The organism is Paenibacillus sp. FSL H8-0457, assembly GCF_038051935.1.
In the GTDB taxonomy this organism is placed as follows: domain Bacteria; phylum Bacillota; class Bacilli; order Paenibacillales; family Paenibacillaceae; genus Paenibacillus_AQ; species Paenibacillus_AQ lautus_A.
This window is the reverse complement of sequence record NZ_CP150293.1, coordinates 1791267-1810000: the sequence shown is the minus strand read 5'-3', so window position 1 is coordinate 1810000 and position 18734 is coordinate 1791267. Positions and strand designations below refer to the sequence as shown.

The 18734-nt window shown below is 51.6% G+C and carries 20 protein-coding genes (1 of these 20 only partly in view); all 20 read right to left on the bottom strand.

Annotated features, from left to right (window positions below):
* Window positions 1-1364 carry the 5' portion of a LysM peptidoglycan-binding domain-containing protein gene (locus tag MHI43_RS07755; RefSeq protein ID WP_015734031.1) on the bottom strand. Its footprint begins 379 nt before the window's first position, so 1364 of the gene's 1743 nt are visible here — the first part of the coding sequence; it begins with the start codon at window positions 1362-1364; its stop codon lies beyond the left edge, outside the window.
* Window positions 1365-1527: 163 nt separating this feature from the next.
* Window positions 1528-2412, bottom strand: a complete 885-nt coding sequence (ilvE, locus tag MHI43_RS07750) for a branched-chain-amino-acid transaminase (protein ID WP_015734030.1) — start codon at window positions 2410-2412, stop codon at window positions 1528-1530.
* The gene (gene pheA, locus MHI43_RS07745) at window positions 2413-3300 is read right to left on the bottom strand and encodes a prephenate dehydratase (RefSeq protein WP_009594007.1); all 888 of its coding nucleotides are present in this window, start codon (window positions 3298-3300) and stop codon (window positions 2413-2415) included.
* The gene (gene thrB, locus MHI43_RS07740) at window positions 3297-4265 is read right to left on the bottom strand and encodes a homoserine kinase (protein ID WP_015734029.1); all 969 of its coding nucleotides are present in this window, start codon (window positions 4263-4265) and stop codon (window positions 3297-3299) included. The genes pheA and thrB overlap by 4 nt, the downstream gene beginning before the upstream one ends.
* Entirely contained in the window at window positions 4262-5335 is a 1074-nt protein-coding gene (gene thrC, locus MHI43_RS07735) for a threonine synthase (protein WP_015734028.1), read from the bottom strand. Before thrC ends, thrB begins: the two co-directional genes overlap by 4 nt.
* A gap of 61 nt (window positions 5336-5396) precedes the next feature.
* Window positions 5397-6683: a homoserine dehydrogenase gene (locus MHI43_RS07730; protein WP_015734027.1), complete on the bottom strand. Its 1287-nt coding sequence runs from the start codon at window positions 6681-6683 to the stop codon at window positions 5397-5399.
* A gap of 58 nt (window positions 6684-6741) precedes the next feature.
* Window positions 6742-7179, bottom strand: coding sequence for an ACT domain-containing protein (locus MHI43_RS07725; protein WP_009594028.1), 438 nt, complete (start codon window positions 7177-7179; stop codon window positions 6742-6744).
* A gap of 235 nt (window positions 7180-7414) precedes the next feature.
* A complete protein-coding gene (locus MHI43_RS07720) occupies window positions 7415-8074 on the bottom strand; it encodes a hypothetical protein (protein ID WP_015734025.1) in 660 nt (219 codons plus the stop codon).
* Window positions 8075-8122: 48 nt separating this feature from the next.
* Complete coding sequence (locus MHI43_RS07715; protein WP_015734024.1) at window positions 8123-8872, bottom strand: hypothetical protein; 750 nt, start codon at window positions 8870-8872, stop codon at window positions 8123-8125.
* A gap of 24 nt (window positions 8873-8896) precedes the next feature.
* The gene (locus MHI43_RS07710; protein WP_036662712.1) at window positions 8897-9655 is read right to left on the bottom strand and encodes a FlxA-like family protein; all 759 of its coding nucleotides are present in this window, start codon (window positions 9653-9655) and stop codon (window positions 8897-8899) included.
* Window positions 9656-9675: 20 nt separating this feature from the next.
* Window positions 9676-10983 (bottom strand): SPFH domain-containing protein, encoded by a 1308-nt coding sequence (locus tag MHI43_RS07705; RefSeq protein WP_015734022.1) that lies wholly within the window; start codon window positions 10981-10983, stop codon window positions 9676-9678.
* A gap of 276 nt (window positions 10984-11259) precedes the next feature.
* Window positions 11260-12570, bottom strand: coding sequence for a GTPase ObgE (obgE, locus tag MHI43_RS07700; protein WP_009594013.1), 1311 nt, complete (start codon window positions 12568-12570; stop codon window positions 11260-11262).
* A 13-nt stretch (window positions 12571-12583) separates the two neighbouring features.
* Entirely contained in the window at window positions 12584-13324 is a 741-nt protein-coding gene (locus MHI43_RS07695; protein WP_235201772.1) for a Spo0B domain-containing protein, read from the bottom strand.
* A gap of 171 nt (window positions 13325-13495) precedes the next feature.
* The gene (gene rpmA, locus MHI43_RS07690; protein ID WP_015734021.1) at window positions 13496-13807 is read right to left on the bottom strand and encodes a 50S ribosomal protein L27; all 312 of its coding nucleotides are present in this window, start codon (window positions 13805-13807) and stop codon (window positions 13496-13498) included.
* A 17-nt stretch (window positions 13808-13824) separates the two neighbouring features.
* Entirely contained in the window at window positions 13825-14157 is a 333-nt protein-coding gene (locus tag MHI43_RS07685) for a ribosomal-processing cysteine protease Prp (protein ID WP_015734020.1), read from the bottom strand.
* Window positions 14158-14170: 13 nt separating this feature from the next.
* Window positions 14171-14482, bottom strand: coding sequence for a 50S ribosomal protein L21 (rplU, locus tag MHI43_RS07680; protein ID WP_006208810.1), 312 nt, complete (start codon window positions 14480-14482; stop codon window positions 14171-14173).
* Window positions 14483-14643: 161 nt separating this feature from the next.
* Window positions 14644-15879 (bottom strand): Rne/Rng family ribonuclease, encoded by a 1236-nt coding sequence (locus MHI43_RS07675; RefSeq protein ID WP_015734019.1) that lies wholly within the window; start codon window positions 15877-15879, stop codon window positions 14644-14646.
* A gap of 119 nt (window positions 15880-15998) precedes the next feature.
* Window positions 15999-16862, bottom strand: a complete 864-nt coding sequence (locus MHI43_RS07670; RefSeq protein WP_015734018.1) for a M50 family metallopeptidase — start codon at window positions 16860-16862, stop codon at window positions 15999-16001.
* Window positions 16855-17763 carry a M23 family metallopeptidase gene (locus tag MHI43_RS07665; protein ID WP_015734017.1) on the bottom strand — a complete coding sequence of 303 codons (909 nt, stop codon included), beginning with the start codon at window positions 17761-17763 and terminating at the stop codon, window positions 16855-16857. The genes MHI43_RS07670 and MHI43_RS07665 overlap by 8 nt, the downstream gene beginning before the upstream one ends.
* Window positions 17764-17936: 173 nt before the next feature.
* The gene (gene minD / locus MHI43_RS07660; protein ID WP_009594006.1) at window positions 17937-18731 is read right to left on the bottom strand and encodes a septum site-determining protein MinD; all 795 of its coding nucleotides are present in this window, start codon (window positions 18729-18731) and stop codon (window positions 17937-17939) included.
* Between the last annotated feature and the right edge of the window lie 3 nt (window positions 18732-18734).

Here is an 18734-nt window from a genome sequence, read left to right as displayed (position 1 = left end):
TGATACGATGCCCCCATGTCAGGCGCGTACGGATGATGCCCATGTTGTGGGTACCCGAAATGCGGCATGTGATGGTGCGACCCCATTTCTCCCCCGTGGCATCCGCAAGGAGACGGAACATAACCATATGTCATTGCTGTATGATGATGCTCGGGATATGGATGGTAGTCGGAAACCATATTCCCTGTATAAGATTCCGTGATTGAGAACTGGGAATATTCCATGCTCATCGGCTGTTCAGAAAGACCCGGATATCCTGAAACTGTACTTCCCCAGCCTTCATTGTAGGAAACCGGCATCGCTTCCTGCGGCATGTTGTGATACGGATGGACGGCATTGCCATAATCGGCGCCCGGCCATTTCATAGGCTCATGACACCCGCAGGGACCTTCATGAAGACCGAATGGAGGCATTGCAAATGCGGGTGCCTCTTTAAAAGGAAACTCCGGACACGGATGAGGCATCATCTGCATCGGCATCTGGGCAAAAGGCGGACATGGTTCGGCTATGGGATGAACAGGATGCGGTAACGGCATGGTTTTGACAGGATACGTATACTCCGGCTCCATAGATTTATATGGAGATATGAATTCGGGTTTAAACTCTGGTTTAAACTCTGGCTTGAACTCCGGTTTGTATTCTGGTTTGAATTCTGGTTTAAACTCTGGCATGATTACGGGCATTTTAAATTCCGGCATCACTTCCGGTTTTTTCACCTCTGGCATAATCTCTGGTTTCTTGCTTTCCGGCATGATGATCGGCTTCTTGATTTCAGGTAATATCTCCGGTTTGTATTCCGGCTCCATTTTCTTAGGCTCCTCGGGGAAAGGCGAAATCTCCGGAAGCTTCGGCAGAATCGGCGGCTCAGGCTCCTTAACCTCAGGAACGACCGGAGGCTGCTCGATCGGCGCTGTTATTTCTTCCTTAACTCCGGTGTAATCCTTGCTGCCGGGTTTCTTCTTGCCTGCAGCTGCACCGCTGCCACTGCTCATGGAAACCCCGTCATCAACGCCGGACTCCATAGAACCGCCAGATGAAGGGATGTTGACGACTTCCCCCACCAGCAGGGCATTCGGATTTTTAAGCTGGGGATTGGCATTGATGATTTCCTTCAGAGTGACTCCCCATGCCTTGGACAGTTTCCAGAGGGAGTCTCCCTGCTTTACCGTATGCTTATGGATAATGGGTTGGCTGCCGTCAGGGACCTGAACGGGCTCGGTCGGAACTTTGATCTTGGCACCGACATCGAGCTTATTCGGATCCACCAGCTGTGGATTGGCATCGATGATTTTCGCTAAAGGTACGTCGTATTTTTTGGACAGCTCATATAGGGTGTCGCCTTCCTTGACGATGTGTATCTTCACGCCGCTAAAACCTCCTACACTCTTCTAGGCGTCATGTAATTCGCCCGCTTTCGTTACTACATCCTATGCACGGAATAGGCGATTGACATCCCTCTGGGCAAAAAAAATCCTTTCATCGACATGAAAGGATGGTTTAAGTCGTTTATTTAGTTGTCCTGAAACCCTAGGATTCCCATACTTTATAACCGTCTTGATCCACAATTTTGCGGAATTCCTCCAGCAATTGCAGCGTAACGGGACCAGCCTGGCCTTTTCCGATGATCCGTCCGTCAATTTCGCGGGCCGCAATGACCTCAGCAGCCGTGCCCGTAAAAAATACTTCGTCCGCAATATATACGTCATGCATGCTGAACGGCTCTTCCTTCAGTTTAATGCCGAGTTTCTCGCATAAATCGATAATGGCCTGGCGCGTAATGCCTTCGAGTGCGCCAAGATAGCACGGAGGCGTAGTGACCACGCCGTTTTTGACGATGAAAATGTTGTCCCCGGAGCCTTCCGTCACATATCCCTGCGCGTTCATCATAATAGCCTCATCCGCTCCCGCAAAGTTGGATTGGATCTTCACGAGGATATTGTTCAAATAGTTCAAGGATTTGATTTTCGGGTTAAGCGCATCCGGTATGTTACGCCGCTGGGCAACGGAGACGGCCTTCAGGCCATTGAGATAAGCTTCTTCAGAATAAATCGCCAGCTGCTCCACAATGATCAACACGGTCGGTTTAGGGCAGCGGCGCGGATCCAGCCCCAAGTTGCCGGCACCGCGGGATACCACGATACGGATATACCCATTCCGCATGTCATTGCGTCGAATGGTCTCGGCCATAGCCTCCAGCAGTTCTTCATATGCCAGGGGGATGACTAAATCGATGGACTTGGCGGAATCATACAGCCGGTCCAAGTGCTCTTTGCACTTAAAGATGTTGCCGTTATATATTCGAATGCCTTCGAATATGCCGTCTCCGTACAGAAACCCATGGTCAAAAACAGATACTTTAGCATTCTCTTTCGTGACATATTCTCCATCTAAATAGATCCATTGCTCCGACATTTACTTAACCTCCATTTTCTCACTCTCATAGGCATAGCCCGGATAAGAGCCCAGCACTCGAACCAGACATCCCAGCGCTTCAATCTCTCCCATGGCGGCAACCAACAGAACGGAATCCGCTGCGGCCATCACATCGATATAAAAATAGTAATTACCGAGCTTCTTCTTCGTTGGACGGGATTCGATCCGCGACAGGTTCAGGCGACGCCACGCAAAAGCGGAAAGCACCTGATGCAGCGCTCCCGGCACGTCTTCTGGAAGCGTTACGAGAATGCTGGTCTTGATATGTTCCGGCGAACGGTTGACCAATATCGGCTCGCGTCCGATCAGCACAAACCGTGTGTAATTGTTATCATGGTCGGTAATACGCTCAGCAAGCACGTTTAATTCGTGGGTGGCCGCGCCTAGCGAAGTGCCGATTGCCGCCCATCCCCGGCCGGGATTCTCCTTTACGATCTTAACCCCTTCGGAGGTGCTGCCCACTTGCTCCAACTCAGCCTGCGGTGCAGCCTTCGCTAGGAACTGACGGCACTGGGCTGTCGCAACTTGGTGGGACCAGATCTTTTTGATCTGACTGTAATCCATCGTTCCGTCACTTGAACGGAATTCGGCAGCATTACCGATCAGGTTCTGGATGGAGGGATAGACCCACTCCACCTGCATCGGCAGATCCACCTCATTGACCAGCCAATCCATATGAAGGCTTACGGAGCCTTCAATGGTGTTCTCGATCGGGATCACGCTGTAATCGCTTTTTCCTTCTACTGTTGACATAAATACATCAGAGATCAGTTTATGGTGGACAAATTCCACCGGCTCACCATTTAGGAGATAAAGTATCGCTTCATGAGATACCGATCCTGAGGGCAACAAGGCTATTTTTTTCATGCGGTAACTTCCCCTCTAATCATATCCGAAAAGGATCTATTATTAATATCATCCAAGAGCTGGACGCCTTCCGCAACTGGATTCAATGGGTAGCACGAAGACAGGATTCCTTCCGCCTTCATCGTCTCCGTGAGATACGTGCCCAATTCTTCTGCACGCGGTTCGTTCCGGTCCACCAGCGCAATCATCGTCGGACCCGCTCCGCTCAGCGCGATGCCGAGTGCTCCGTGATCAGGCGCTTCGGCCAAAATCTTGGACATCCCCGGTACAAGCGGCGCACGATATGGCTGATGAATCCGGTCTTTCATCGCGGCACGAATCAAGTCCAGTCTGCCTGCCGAAAGAGCAGCGGTCATTAAGGAGGACCGACTAATATTATATACAGCATCCGCTAAACTGACCTGGGCGGGCAGCGCTTCCCTTGCTTTGGATGTCGCCAGCTCGAAATCGGGAATCACCACGAGCGTTCCAAGGTCCGCCGGAGGTTCAATGCGCATATAATCCGCATGGGATCCATCCCATACGGCCGCAATGATTCCTCCAAATAAAGAAGCCCCCACATTATCAGGATGCTTCTCAAGATTCGTCGCCATATCAAAAAGCTTGGAATCCGGCAGTGGTGACCCGATTAGAGCGTTGGCTGCAGCCAGCGCGCCTACGATCGCCGATGCGCTGCTGCCAAGGCCGCGGGTAAGCGGAATTTCGGAATACATGGAAATCTCGAGATCAGGAACTGCCTGTCCCACTTCTTCAAAAACCATTTGAGCCACCTTATAGATCAGGTTGCTCTTATCGGTCGGCAGACCGCCCATCTCATCGCCATGAAGATGGAACACGGTCTTCTCCGACGCTTTCATCTCGATCCAGGAATACAGGGACAATGCCATGCCGAGCGTATCGAATCCGGGTCCCAAATTAGCCGTGCTGGCCGGAACCTTCACCCGGACGCCTTGGGACAAACTCATACCCGCGCAGCTCCTTCAAGCTTAGCGATGGCATCCATTACGGCCGATTCCGTATCCGATACGACGAGCGGTTCGGCGTTCACGGTAGAAATCGCGATATTCGGATCTTTCAGCCCATGTCCTGTCAGCACACAGACAACGGATTCCCCACCTTTAAAATATCCCTCTCGCTTCATTTTATAAACGCCTGCGATGGAGGCGGCCGATCCTGGCTCGGCAAAAATCCCCTCGCGCGATGCGATTTTGCGGTATGCTTCCAAGATTTCCTCGTCCGTAACGTAGTTAATTTGTCCACCGGATTCCTCAGCGGCGGCAACCGCGGTTTTCCAGCTGGCCGGGTTCCCGATGCGGATGGCCGTCGCTACCGTTTCCGGATTCGGAATAGGCTCACCCTTGACGATAGCCATGGCGCCTTCCGCCTCGAACCCAAGCATCTTCGGCAGGGAAGCGGATTTGCCCGCTGCGTGGTATTCTTTAAATCCTTTCCAGTAAGCGGAGATGTTCCCCGCATTGCCGACCGGAATGGCCAGTACGTCCGGAGCTTTGCCCAACTGGTCAACGACTTCGAATGCAGCCGTCTTCTGGCCTTCGATTCGATAAGGATTCACGGAGTTTACCAGCGAAATCGGATGCTTGGCCGTGATCTCGCGAACGATTTCCAGCGCGCGGTCAAAGTTCCCTTCAATCGCGATCACCTTCGCTCCGTAAATCATCGCCTGCGCGAGCTTGCCCAGCGCGATATTGTTGTTCGGAATGATCACGATGCAGTTTAATCCGCCGCGAGCGGCATAAGCAGCAGCCGCAGCCGATGTATTGCCCGTCGAAGCGCACATGATGGTACGGCTTCCTTCTTCCATTGCTTTCGCGACGGCCATGACCATCCCGCGGTCTTTGAATGAACCTGTCGGGTTCAGCCCTTCGAATTTGAAATGCAAATCGATTCCGAGCTCTTCGGATAGATTCACGGCTTTGATGAGCGGGGTATTCCCTTCCTTAAGCGTTAGCAGCGGGGTACGCTCATTTACCGGCAAATATTCTCTGTAGGTTTGCAGCAATCCTTCATACGGCATCTCTCATGTTCTCCTTTTCTTATGAAAAAATTATATATGTTGATTTAATGGATTCTAATCCTTATCCTTCAACGCGGTAAACACTTTTGATTCGGCGTATGACTTCCAGGCCTTCAAAGTGATTCAGCACTTCGTCCATGCTGGCTTTGCTCGCATTGTGCGTAACGATGATTATCTCTGCGTCCGGGTTGTGCTCGTTCGGCTGCTGAACAACGGACTCCAAGCTGACGTTATATTGAGCGAACACCTGCGTAATTTGCGCCAGCACTCCTGCTTTATCGTCCACATGAAGCAGGATGAAATTCTTGTACATGATCTGCTCATCGGTTTTTAGCTTCTTCGGTTTATAAGGAACGATGGCTTTCAGACCGTTAACGCCAAGCTTCAGATTCTTGATGACCGCCACCAGGTCTGCCACAACGGATGTCGCGGTTGGCATCTCGCCCGCGCCCGCTCCGTAGAACATCGTTTCGCCGACGGCCTCCCCGTATACATACACCGCGTTAAATACGCCGTTCACGGCGGCGATGGGATGACCTTTGCGAACCATCGTCGGCTGGACGCTGATGCTGAATTCATCGTCCTGACGCTCCGCGATACCGAGAAGTTTCATCTCGTAGCCCAGACGTTTGGCATAAGCGATATCATCTTTCGTAACCTGCGAAATGCCCTTGACGGATACATCCTGGAGCTCAACGTTCGTGCGGAAGCCGAGGGTACCGAGTATTGCCATTTTGCGGGCCGCGTCCAAGCCTTCCACATCGGATGTCGGATCGGCTTCCGCGTACCCCAGCTCCTGAGCTTCTGCCAGGACATCCTCATAGGAGGCGCCTTCCTGGCTCATCTTGGTCAAGATAAAGTTGGTCGTACCGTTCACGATCCCCATGATTTTCATGATACGATCCGACGAGAAGCCTTCAATCAGCGTGCGGATAATGGGAATGCCGCCGGCAACGCTTGCCTCGTAGAACACGTCGCACTGCTTCTCTTGCGCCTTGGCCAATATTTCGGCACCGTGCAGAGCCATCAGATCCTTATTGGCGGTTACGATGTGCTTGCCGCGCTCAAGCGCTTCGAGGATGTAGGTTTTCGTCTGCTCGATCCCGCCCATTACTTCAACGATGACATCAATCTCGGGATCGCGAATGACCGCCCAGGGATCTTCCGTTAATTTACTCTGATCCACATTGACGCTGCGGTACTTCTCCAAATGTTTGACGGCGATGCGCTCGATCGTAATCGGCGAACCGACCTGACTGCTCAAATCCTCCTGATGCCCCTCAACGATGCGGACAACGCCTGTTCCTACGGTTCCTAATCCCAAAAGCCCTACTTTGACCGGTTTCATTAATACACTACCTCCTGTATCCCATCACATAGATATCTATTTATTCGTCGTTTCTACCCTAACCTTGCCCTATCATCTGCACTCTTCTGACTCCGGCTATCCGCCTCAATCCGTCAAGCAGATCATCCAGCTCCTCATTCAGCCGGGAAACTTCGACGGAAATAACGACATTCGCGATTCCTTGCAGCGGGATGCTCTGATGAATGGTCAGCACGTTCCCGCCTTCACCCGCTACCAGCCCCAGCACCTCGGATAGCATGCCCGAGCGATGTTCCATATCGATGGAAATCGTTACGATTTCATCACGTTCCAATTGATTGATAGGGTGGATGCCGTCCTTGTACTTGTAAAAAGCACTGCGGCTAAGCCCTACCTGCTCGACGGCTTCATGAACCGTCCTCACGTCTCCCGACGCCAGCAGTTTTTTCACTTGCATCGTTTTAACTACAGCCTCGGGAAGGATGTCTTCCCGGACCAGATAGTAGCGTTCCTTCACAAACGTCCTCTCCTCAAAGACTACTGTATTCGTATAGTGGACATTATACTGGATATACCCCGTAAGGGCAATACATAAGTGACCCATTTTTAGCGAACCCGATATTTCCGGGTCAACCCTATAGCCTATACTATATCGCAATTCGAAACGGAACTCATAGGTATTCACGTCAAATTTGCAAATGATGCGTTAAAAAACAGCCCCCGGTATTCCGGAGACTGCCGATAACTTCAAGCTAACTGGTGTATCTCATGGTCAAGCCGCAGTACTCGCACTCTTTTTCCTCATGCCGTGAAATCACGGTTCTTGCGCCGCAGCCGGAACATGCCACAGACTTCGATTCCGTCTTCGTTTGAGATTCAACGGGTTTTACCGGCTCTCTATGCAGCGAACGGATCACCAGCGCGCCATCCTCAATCCTCCCGGCAGGAAGCATGCGCTCCTTCAACATATAGTTCAAATCCCGGATCACATGGGCCGGACTTTGATTCGCAACGATCGCGATATGCTCGATGTAAATTAACCGCCGCTGCAAGACAGCCTCCCTGTAAATTCCGAGCAGCTTCCAGAATTTTTTGTCTAAGAAGTCGGCAGCAACCAGCAAAAACAACGCGGGGATCAATATACACAACGCCATCGCTAAATTATCGTTTAAGAACTGCTCGCTGGTTTCGCTCGTCACTAAATTGATTACCAGGATAACAATATAAGTGCCGAACAATACCCATCCGATCAATCTAAGGTTCCTTCCCTGATAACTGTGATGCTGCTGCGTGGGCAGAATACGAAACGCAGCGATAATCAAAGCTAATGGAAAAAACACATACGTCAGTCCAATAATAAAATAATCGAATGAGGTAAATTGCGATTTAAAAGGCTTTACCGGAACGCTCATACGAAGTTCTCCCCAGTCTCTTCTCTTTTAAATGGTACATCCGACGTGCTATGCCACAATCACGGTACCGCAATACTCGCATTCCTTCCCCTCCACATGCGTTACGACCGTTCTTGCTCCGCAGCCAGGGCATTCCACGGATTTAGGCGCCGGATCGGACGCAGGTTCGGTTCGGGATATGGGGGCCGGGCCTGCAGTCGTATCTCCCATTGAATACTGCACGTGCTGCCCACTGCGAGAAACGAATTCGCCACGGAATGGTTCGGACTTTCTGTGCAAGGACGGGATGAGAACAACTCCGTTGTCGAGCTTTCCGTTAGGCAGCATACGCTCTTCAAACATGAACGTGATATCCCGGATCACGTGTGCAGGCGATTGTCTCGCCTCACGGGCAATGTGTTCGACCTGAACGAGCCCTCGATGCAGGATGGCATTCGAATAGAATTGCAGCAAGCTGCCGAATTTCTTGTCTTCCTTATTGGCGATCACCAGCATGATCATGGCTGGAACCAGAATGATGACGCCCCAAACGACGGTGGCCGAATAGAGGCTTTCGATATCTTTGTCATCAATCGTCGCAAAAATCATGAGCAATTCTATGATTCCATAGGTAATGGCAAGCACCCAGCCGAAAAGGCGGTTGTTCCTTCCCTTACAACGGTTGTGGCGATGGGTGACAAGCACCCGCACGGCTGCCAGCACGATGGCCAGCGGGAAAAAAAGCACGGCCAGCGCGATGATCGAATAATCCATTTTCGTGAACTTAAGTTTAAAACGCTTCGGATTAGAAGCTCCCATATGCTATCCCCTCTATCATCTGCATTAGGTTGATCCCGCCTTTGCCTTCAGAAGCACCGTATTGCGATCCTGCACCGTTCGGAGAATATCGCGGATGATAGGAACGGTTTGCTCTGCCAGTTCCTTGCGCTGTTCAGCTTGCGCCTCGCCGATCAATGTTACTTGGTCCTCCAGCATCGCAATTTTTTGCTGAATCAACTGCTCCTCTTCATATAAGGAGGTATGTGATATGGGATCACTATAACGCAGCGTCTCTTCAAGCTCGGCGATCTGCCGTTCCAACGACGGCATGTTCTCTCCCGGCAGTTCGCTTAGCTTTCTGCGAATCTCCCCGATCCAGGCTACAGTCTCTCTCTTGACCGCGAGATGATCGCTTTCCTTCCGCTCCTGTGCGCCTGCATATTTTGCCGCCAGGAATACGAGCCCAAGAACAACGAAAAATCCAGAAAACGTAATCAGATGAATCATGAAATACGAGGATACAGGCAGCTTAAATAAGTATCCCAGCAAAATAACCTCCAGCACAACGGACACCGTATAGATACCAATTATGATGCCGGAAGCAATATAAAATGGGGTGCCTGACGAAGCTGCCTTCCCCCTGCCGATGACAACACCGATAAATAGGAGAACGGCCGCTTCGGCGCATCCAACGGCAATTCCCGATATCCAAGAACTCGGCTGGAACATCCCGCCGATCCATCCAAACAAGAGGATCGTAACCAACGGAAGCGCAATGGCTGCCAGCCATGCCCCGTTTCGATCCTTGGTTCTTGTATTCACCTGATTCCCCCGCTTTCGCTTCACATCAATTTATGACCGCACTCCATGCAAAACTTCTGGCCCGGTTTGATCTCATGATCGCACCCTGGACATGTAAGCGCGTGACTCGACCCGCAGTGCGGGCAAAACTTGGCTTCGGCATCCACCAATTCTCCACATGCCCGGCAAGGCATCGGCAGCGGTGCACCGCAATCCGGACATTCGGCTGCGCCTGCCGGGTGATCATGTCCGCACTTCGGGCATGCATGGTAAGGGTCGCCGCAGTGAAGGCAGAACTTTGCATTCGGAGCCAGGGGCTGCCCGCAATCGTTGCACAGGATGGCTTTCGCCGGCGCTTCCTCGGCCTGAGTCTGAAACGATTGGCCGCAGCCCGAACAGAACCGCGCTTCTTCCCCGTTCAGCATTCCGCATTTTGTGCATGCCTTCTGCTCGATTTGCAAATCGTTCTTCTCTTGAGGTTTGGCATGGTCAAACATATGCCGGGCGGTCTCATACATCGGACCGACCATTCCGAGTCCCATGCCCAGCCCCGTTCCCATGACCGCTGCCGGGCTTCCGGGATTCTTCGCCGCTCCCTCAAGCGTATTAAAGGTTCTTTCCTGATGGTAGGTATAACCGATGATATCCATCTCCGCTTTTTTTGCCAACGCTTCCTTGATTCGGACAGCTGCAGGATCATGCTCCGGTATGTTGATGGAATCCACATAAAAATTCAGCAGGGTAATCCCCATCTCTTCAAATGAAGGCGCAATCGCTTCCATGATGTGTTTGGATATTTCCGCTATGTAAGCATTGATTTCCACAACGCTGATTTTTTTCCGAACGATATAGGAGGATATGATTTCCGTAATGTTGGACATCAGCACGCCGCGGTAATATTTGACCAGCGTTCCCTGATCAAAGGTTGGCAGGGTACCGACCATGGTTCCCAGAAACTTTCGCGGATCGCTGATTTGAACGCCGAATTGGCCAAAGGCTCGGAGCGATACGATGATGTTGTATTTCGGATCCTGCAGCTGGATCGGTGAGCTGGTCCCCCATTTCACGTCCAGCGAACGAAGTTTGTTCACAAACCAGACTTCTGCCGTAAAGGGAGACTTCCCTCCGAATGGAAGATTGATGACATTGGATAAAATCGGGATGTTTGCCGTACTCAGCGTATGCCGCCCTGCCGGGAAAGAGTCCAGTGCCTGACCGCCCTTGTACAGGATCGCCTCCTGCGTCTCATGAACAATGAGCTGGGTCCAGGTGCCTAACTCCTGATTCGGATAACGCCAGGCAAACACATCCGGCGGGCCTTCGTATTTTACGACTTCAATAATAGCCATAGTTCTACTCTCCTTTTTGCGCCGTTCCTTCCATCCTGAGATCTATGGAAAAGGTACTATTGTACTACTATTGTATACGATTTATCCGATAAGTGGATGCAAAATTTGGAAAGCGTGATCCGGCATTTCGAGCCAGACTCACAGCCAATGGAATATACGGCTGCGCGCTTCATTCATGATTTATGGGAAACACCTTCCTTCACGCAAAAAAATACCGCCAAGCCTGCTGTAGACAGACCTTGCGGTATTTTTGTTATACATATATTCATCTGAACATCAATAGTAACTGCTGCCTTCGACAAATTCGAATTCGAAATCGCCGATCCGTACGATGGTGCCTTCCGTCGCGCCCCGTTTCCGCAGCTCTTCATCAATGCCCATGTGACGCATCGTTCTGGCAAGCTTCAGGATCGCATCATGCGAATTCATCTGCATCCGTTTCAGCATTCGCTCAATTCGCTCACTGTGCACCACATACATTTCATTATCTCTGGTGACGGTGAAGGAATTGTCGTTCTGCGCTTTGAATTTATACACCTTGCGCTCGGAAACTTCGGATACTTCTTCAATCGCCGGCTCATCCGGAATGCTCTCCAGCACATCGATCGTGCGATAAAGAAGTTCCTGGATCCCCTGACGGGTCAGCGAGGAGATCGGCATCACCTCGATGTCAGGGCGAATCTCCTTCACCTTCTCTTTGAAGGCCGCTAAGTACTCCTCTGCTTCCGGCATATCCATTTTATTGGCGGCTACGATTTGCGGCCGTTCGATCAAAACCGGGTTATAGAGCCTAATCTCATCGTTGATTTTTTGCCAATCCTCGAACGGATCCCGTCCTTCCGTGCCTGCCATATCCACGACGTGGATAATGACGCGGGTTCGTTCCACGTGCCGGAGGAATTCGTGGCCAAGTCCCACGCCTTCATGGGCACCCTCAATCAGGCCAGGCAGGTCAGCCATGACGAAATTGCGCCCGTCCCCGACCTCAACCATGCCCAAATTCGGCGTGATGGTCGTGAAATGGTATGCCCCGATCTTCGGCTGAGCCGCGGATACAACAGACAACAGGGTGGATTTGCCTACGCTCGGGAATCCGACGAGACCTACATCAGCCATCACTTTAAGTTCCATGGTTACGTAGCGCTCTTCGCCTTCTTCTCCATTCTCGGCAAGCTCGGGCGCCGGATTGTTCGGCGTGGCAAAGCGGATGTTTCCGCGGCCCCCGCGGCCGCCTCTGGCAACAACAACCTGTTGACCGTGACGGGTCAAATCGCCAATCACTTCACCGGTATCGTCATCCGTTAAGATGGTACCCGGCGGGATACGGACAATCATGCTCTCCGCATTGGCCCCATGCTGGCTTTTATTGCGGCCCTTTTCCCCGCGCTTGGCCTTGAAATGCTTCTGGTAACGGAAATCCATCAACGTGCGCAGTCCTTCATCCACCCGGAAAATCACGTCGCCGCCCTTACCGCCGTCGCCGCCGGCAGGTCCGCCTTCAGGAACGTATTTCTCACGGCGAAACGCAATGAGCCCATCGCCGCCGTCGCCGCCTTTTACATATACTTTTGCCTTATCTACAAACATGAAATCACCTTCCTCAAGTCACAAACGGCAGATACAAGCGGTACGAGGTTTCCCCCGGCTCCGTCTGCTCCACCCGAATGCCTTCGCCTTTTACGGATTGTTCAATCTGAAGCTTCAAGCCCTCCGGGTCTCCAAAGGAACCTTCTCCTAGAGCCCATACGATCAGCTCTTGCTCCTGCTGCATAAATGTTAATGTTAACTGCCGGGTATCCCCCCATGACGCCGTTCCGCTCAATTGAAAGGCTCTCACCGTTTGAATGATCGCTTCGGTAAAAGACTCTGCCGTTTGTGGCGATACTTTGTCTTCCAGCTGTACCTGGTCCACCACTTCAACGCAGAGCTGCAGATTGCTGCTGTACGTTCGGTATGAATGTAAATAAAAAACCAATGAAGGAATGCCAAGCTTGGAGATCCTGCTCTCCGTCGCCATCCTGTCCTTTATTCTTTCCACAGAACCCACGGTTTTATCAAGCTTCCCCAGTTGAATGTAGCCGTACAAAATTTGAAGCTCATTCATCCAATCATGACGATGGTGATTCAACATTTGAATCGCCGTCTGCTCCATATTCCGAATGATGGCTTGCTGCCTGCGCTCGTCCGATTTACGGACAAGCCATGCTCCGCAGGCAGACGCGGCGACAGCCCAAGCCGTCAACACTGCTCCTGCAGCCAAAGATGGCTTCCATACCACCCATGCCACCGGTATTACGGAGGTTAACCCCGCCACAGCTGCTATCCATTTCCAGGATTTCATCGCTTCTCCTCGTCTTTCAACAGCAATTGGTTACATTCACCAAATCCCAGTATATCATAGACTTTCAGGACGGTTCATCCCCCTGGATGATCATTCTTTGCGCAATTTACAAAAAAAGAAGCCCCGGCAACGATGCCGAAAGGCTTCTTCTGTATGCAGCATAAGAAACGATTAAGCTTCAACTGCAGCCGCTACTGGAGCGACATCAACCGGGTAGACGCTCACTTTCTTGCGATCACGACCCCAACGTTCAAATTTCACAACGCCGTCCACTTTCGCAAACAAAGTATCGTCTTTACCGATACCCACGTTCGTGCCTGGATGAATTTTCGTTCCGCGTTGACGAACCAAGATGCTGCCGCCAGTCACTGCTTGACCGTCTGCACGTTTCACGCCAAGACGTTTCGATTCGCTGTCACGACCGTTCTTTGTGGAACCTACACCTTTTTTCGATGCGAATAACTGAAGATCCAATTTCAACATGTTGTCTACCTCCTTCTTCAAGTAGTCAATTCTTGTATTCTTATATACTTGCCGTACGAATCGGCAATTCCCTGTAACATAACAACCATGGATTCGAGAAGCAGTTGAACTTGGCCGGAGACGGAATCATCTGCCGTAGGCGGAAGATTTGCGCTAAGAAAGCCGCCCTTCATCCGGGTCTCCATAACGGTTCCGGTTAACGCTTCAATAGAATTCACCGTTCCCACTGTAATGCTGGAAACTCCAGCACATACAATATCTTCCCCTGGATCGGCATATCCCGCGTGCCCCGTTACCTTGAAGCTATGGATCCGTCCATCTTCCCCGCGCAGTACTTGTACAGTAATCAATTACCGCACCTTCTTACGCTTGGATTTTCTCGATGGTTACTTTAGTGTAAGGTTGACGATGACCTTGCTTCTTGTGGTAGTTCTTCTTCGGCTTGTATTTGTATACAACGACCTTACGGCCTTTACCGTGCTTCTCTACCTTTGCAGTTACAGTCGCACCGGAAACAACCGGAGTTCCTGCTACCAATCCGTCCTCTTTGGAAACGGCCAGTACACGGTCGAAAGTCACGCTCTCGCCGTCACCTGCAGTCAGCTTCTCGATGAACAATACGTCGCCCTCTTGAACTTTGTATTGTTTACCGCCTGTTTCGATAATAGCGTACATTTGCTTGCACCTCCCTATGTCTCAGACTCGCCTGGTATAAAGGTGTCCGTCCCAAAAAGAACGTTCTTGTGAACCCAACCGGAGCGGTTACAGCATGTGCAGCAACCTATCACTAGACACATACCCAATGATAATATCATATTCCCCGTTCACCGTCAACATCATTCTTCGATAACCACGCCCCGGCCTCCGCAGGTTCCGCAAGGCTTGGCAAAGGGGAGAGACGAGCTTTCCCGGGCTTTTTTGCGGGTCATTTCCAGCAGTCCCAGCTTGGTCCAGCCGACCACAAAGCTCTTCGTGCGGTCTTTGCGCATAACGGCCTCCATGACAGAAACCACCTGCTGCCGGTGCTCTTCATGATCCATATCGATGAAATCCACGATAATAATGCCCCCGATATCCCAGAGGCGAAGAATCCTTGCGATCTGCTGCGCAGCCAGAAGATTCGTCTTCAGTACCGTTTCCTCGAAATTATCCCCGCCGATATATTTGGCTGTGTTCACGTCGATGATCGTCATGGCTTCGGTTTGGTCTACGACGATGGTCACGCCCTCGGGAAGCGTGATTTTCCTTGCGAAGCTGGCTCTCATCTGCTCGTCCAACCCGTACGCTTGAAAAATCGGGCCTCCTTCCGAGTAATATGTAACCTTAGGCTCCATTCCCGGAACGGTTTCCTTCAAATAACTCTTGGTTTCCTCGCCTTTCTGCTTGCTGTCGATCACAAGCTCGTCATGCAGCGGATCAAAGGCATCGCGCAGAAACCGCTGCAGTAGGCCTAAATCGCGATGCAGCAGCGCCGGAACGGGCGCAGATTCCGCCTTGTCGAGAATCCGGGCCCACTCTTTTCGCAAATACTCCAGATCTCCCTTTATGAATTCCAGGGGCTCGTCCTCCGACACCGTTCGGATGATGATTCCCTCTTCATCTGTGCGAAGCTGCTCGCCGATGCTCTTCAGCCGGGCCCTTTCCGCATCGCGTCCGATTTTCTTGGAGACGGCAACATAGTCCGCAGTCGGCATATACACCATGCATCTGCCCGGAAGCGAAAAATGCGTCGTCACCCTCGCTCCCTTGCCGCCTCTGGGTTCCTTCATGACCTGCACGATCAATTCCTGCCCCGCCGTCAGCAGCTGCGAAATCGAAGGCTTCTGCTTGGGCTGCTTCTCTAAATGCGGATGGAGCACATCATCGATATATAAAAACGCGTTCTTTTTCAGCCCGATATCTACAAAAGCCGCCTGCATCCCCGGCAGCACGTTCACGACCCTGCCTTTATAAAAGCTTCCGACAACACTTTGCTCACGACTCCGCTCAACGGCGAATTCGGCTAACCTCCCATCTTCGATGAGGGCCATCTGAATGGTCTCATGTTCACAATGAACTATCATTTGCCTCATGGCTTCACCTCTCAAATGGAAGACGATATTCTATTGTTTTATCCTAACACAATCTCAGATGACATGAATGGATAAAGAATCTTGGCCCGCCCCCCCGTCTTCCTCATGATGTCTACGATTTACGCATACCAGGGCGGACCAGTTGATGCAAAATAAGAAGAGATCACATGCTGCTCCGGAACAACGGCAAGCAGGCTGCCGCGTCCGCTCATGACATAAATCAAATGATACTTCTCTCGTTTAAATAGACGCATGATATCATCCAAAGGTTTCGAAGAATCTGCAACGATTGGCTGGGCAGGACCAAGTCCGTCCAAATTCCGTTCATAAACCTCGCTCCGATTGACCAAAAATCTTAAAAACCGGTAATGGACGTTCCGATAGTCTTCGAAATTGGAATACGCCAGGAAAAGGCCGATCATCAGCACATTTAAACGAACGCCGCCTCCGGAGAATAACGGCTGCAATCCGTAACCGATCATAATTAAACTGCACAAAATGCCTGCGCGGGAAGCCCACAGCAAGGTGGCATGATAAGGGGCAAGCAGGCTGATGACGGCCTGCAGCACTTTGCCGCCGTCCAGCGGCAGAATCGGAAGCAGGTTAAACAACGCGATGACGAGATTCCCCTGAATGATATAAGACAGCAGCTGCTCGTCACCCCACCCCGCCCATTGGCAGGCCAGGGTAATGCCGATCATAATGACATTTTGCAGCGGTCCCGCAAGCGCAATGATGATCTCCTTCATCGCAGTCATCCTGCCGTCGTCTTCAATGACAGCAACGCCGCCGAACGGCAGCATCTGAATGGCTCGTACCTTGAACCCCATCGCTGCCGCGGCGGCGGCATGTCCCAATTCATGAATAAACACGATAATAAACAGGGTCAGCAACTCCAGGAAGCGGCCGGTGAATACGGATGCCAGCATGACAATGACAAAGAGCGGATGCAGCGACAAGACCGTTCCCTTAAACTTAATCAAACGGAATCACTTCCGCCGGATCGACGTCACGATCCCCCTCTTTGAGTTCGAAATAAAGGGAGGGCGGGCTGCCTGTGCCTGAAGATGCCAAAGTCCCGATAATATCTCCGCCTTGAACCCAGTCATTCACCTTAAGCCCGGTTTCCGCCAGCCTGCTGTATGCCGCCGTTCGCTCTCCCGTATGCTGTATGCGTACCGTAATCCCGTTATCAGGATGTTCTTTAACCTCAAGAACGCGCCCGGTCTCTATACTTTTAACCGCCCGGTCCGCTAAAGAACCCCCTCCGGCTTCCAGAACGATGCCTTTCAGATCAACGGCAAAGGATTGAACCACCCTTCCCGAAAGCGGAGGAACCAAAGAGGTCCCGGCATTTACCTTCGTCGAATGCTCGTCGGTTTGTCCAAAAATCGGTATAAAGGACGGCGCGCTGCCAAAATGCTCCTCGTACCATACCTGGGCCGCCTGGAAATCCATCTCATGGCTCAGCCCTTCAATGATAAATGCCTGCGCGCGAAGGGCCCACGGCTGCTGAAACGAAAATACGCCCCATGCCAATCCAAACACCAGCGCACTGACGGCGACGCGGCGGATCAAGCCCGACAGGAACGAAGCTTTTCTTGGCGGTTCTCCCGGAGCACCGGGATCCAGCGTATCATACCAACCGCGATGCCCTTGCTTCCAAAGCCGCTCGGGATCCGGTTCATGCTCTGCGTAACGTGGGGACGGGTTCGCTATGTTGTCCTTGATGAAGCCTGGCTTTGGATTATGGGGATTAGCGGGTGTTTTATCGGGAAGCCCCGTCCAAGACGGCTTATCGTCCTGCGCCGTGAACTGCTCCCCTTCCAGCAGTTCGCGAATGCGGGCTTCTCTTCGGTTCTTGACGGAAGTTTTGATGTCCATTGTTCTCTCCCCCTTGGGGCTTGTTTTCTTACTCTATCCTATGAGGAGATGAGAGATATTTAGAACAAGCCCTGATGAAGAGGCGGACGGGTTCTACGAAAGCCGCTTAGACTGCCGAAGGAGAAAAACAAAAAAAACCGATGCCTCCCGGCACCGGTTCTTGGTCGAAACCCTTAACCCATTCCAAAAAACTTTTTGAATTTGGTGAACATTCCTTTTTTCTGATGGATTTGCATCAGCGGAACGGTATCGCCAAGGATACGCCGGGCGATGTTTCTATAGGCGATGGCTGCCTGGGAATCCGGGTTCATCACCGTAGGCTCCCCGATGTTGGCCGCTTTAATGACCATTTCATCATCAGGCACGATACCGATCAGATCGATATTCAGCACCTGCAGCACATCTTCGATTTCGAGCATGTCCCCGGATTTCACCATATTGGGGCGAATCCGGTTCACCACGAGCTTCGGAGACTCGACATGCGAGCTCTCCAGCAGGCCGATAATCCGATCCGCGTCCCTTACGGCCGCATTCTCGGGCGTCGTGACGACAATCGCTTTGTCCGCGCCGGCGATGGCATTCTTGAATCCCTGCTCGATTCCGGCCGGACAATCGATAATGACGTATTCGAATTCCTTTTTCAATTCAAGTACGATATCTTTGACCTGCTCCGGAGAAACGGCATTCTTGTCCTTGGTCTGGGCTGCAGGAAGCATATACAGCTCATCGAAGCGCTTGTCCTTGATCAGCGCCTGGTTAAGTCGGCATCGCCCTTCCGCAACGTCGCACAAATCGTATATAATCCGGTTTTCCAGGCCCATCACGACATCCAAATTGCGAAGACCGATGTCCGTATCAACCAGACACACTTTTTTTCCGAGCAGTGCCAAAGCTGTGCCGATGTTCGCCGATGTCGTCGTTTTACCGACTCCGCCTTTACCTGAAGTTACGACGATTGCCTCTCCCATGTT

Excerpts from the sequence above, each read along its gene's own strand:
- ilvE (WP_015734030.1), bottom strand. The coding sequence starts at position 2,412 with ATGTCGGAGCAATGGATCTATTTAGATGGAGAATATGTCACGAAAGAG.
- pheA (WP_009594007.1), bottom strand. The coding sequence starts at position 3,300 with ATGAAAAAAATAGCCTTGTTGCCCTCAGGATCGGTATCTCATGAAGCG.
- thrB (WP_015734029.1), bottom strand. The coding sequence starts at position 4,265 with ATGAGTTTGTCCCAAGGCGTCCGGGTGAAGGTTCCGGCCAGCACGGCT.
- thrC (WP_015734028.1), bottom strand. The coding sequence starts at position 5,335 with ATGCCGTATGAAGGATTGCTGCAAACCTACAGAGAATATTTGCCGGTA.
- MHI43_RS07730 (WP_015734027.1), bottom strand. The coding sequence starts at position 6,683 with ATGAAACCGGTCAAAGTAGGGCTTTTGGGATTAGGAACCGTAGGAACA.
- MHI43_RS07720 (WP_015734025.1), bottom strand. The coding sequence starts at position 8,074 with ATGAGCGTTCCGGTAAAGCCTTTTAAATCGCAATTTACCTCATTCGAT.
- MHI43_RS07715 (WP_015734024.1), bottom strand. The coding sequence starts at position 8,872 with ATGGGAGCTTCTAATCCGAAGCGTTTTAAACTTAAGTTCACGAAAATG.
- MHI43_RS07705 (WP_015734022.1), bottom strand. The coding sequence starts at position 10,983 with ATGGCTATTATTGAAGTCGTAAAATACGAAGGCCCGCCGGATGTGTTT.
- obgE (WP_009594013.1), bottom strand. The coding sequence starts at position 12,570 with ATGTTTGTAGATAAGGCAAAAGTATATGTAAAAGGCGGCGACGGCGGC.
- MHI43_RS07695 (WP_235201772.1), bottom strand. The coding sequence starts at position 13,324 with ATGAAATCCTGGAAATGGATAGCAGCTGTGGCGGGGTTAACCTCCGTA.
- rpmA (WP_015734021.1), bottom strand. The coding sequence starts at position 13,807 with ATGTTGAAATTGGATCTTCAGTTATTCGCATCGAAAAAAGGTGTAGGT.
- rplU (WP_006208810.1), bottom strand. The coding sequence starts at position 14,482 with ATGTACGCTATTATCGAAACAGGCGGTAAACAATACAAAGTTCAAGAG.
- MHI43_RS07675 (WP_015734019.1), bottom strand. The coding sequence starts at position 15,879 with ATGAGGCAAATGATAGTTCATTGTGAACATGAGACCATTCAGATGGCC.
- MHI43_RS07665 (WP_015734017.1), bottom strand. The coding sequence starts at position 17,763 with ATGGACATCAAAACTTCCGTCAAGAACCGAAGAGAAGCCCGCATTCGC.
- minD (WP_009594006.1), bottom strand. The coding sequence starts at position 18,731 with ATGGGAGAGGCAATCGTCGTAACTTCAGGTAAAGGCGGAGTCGGTAAA.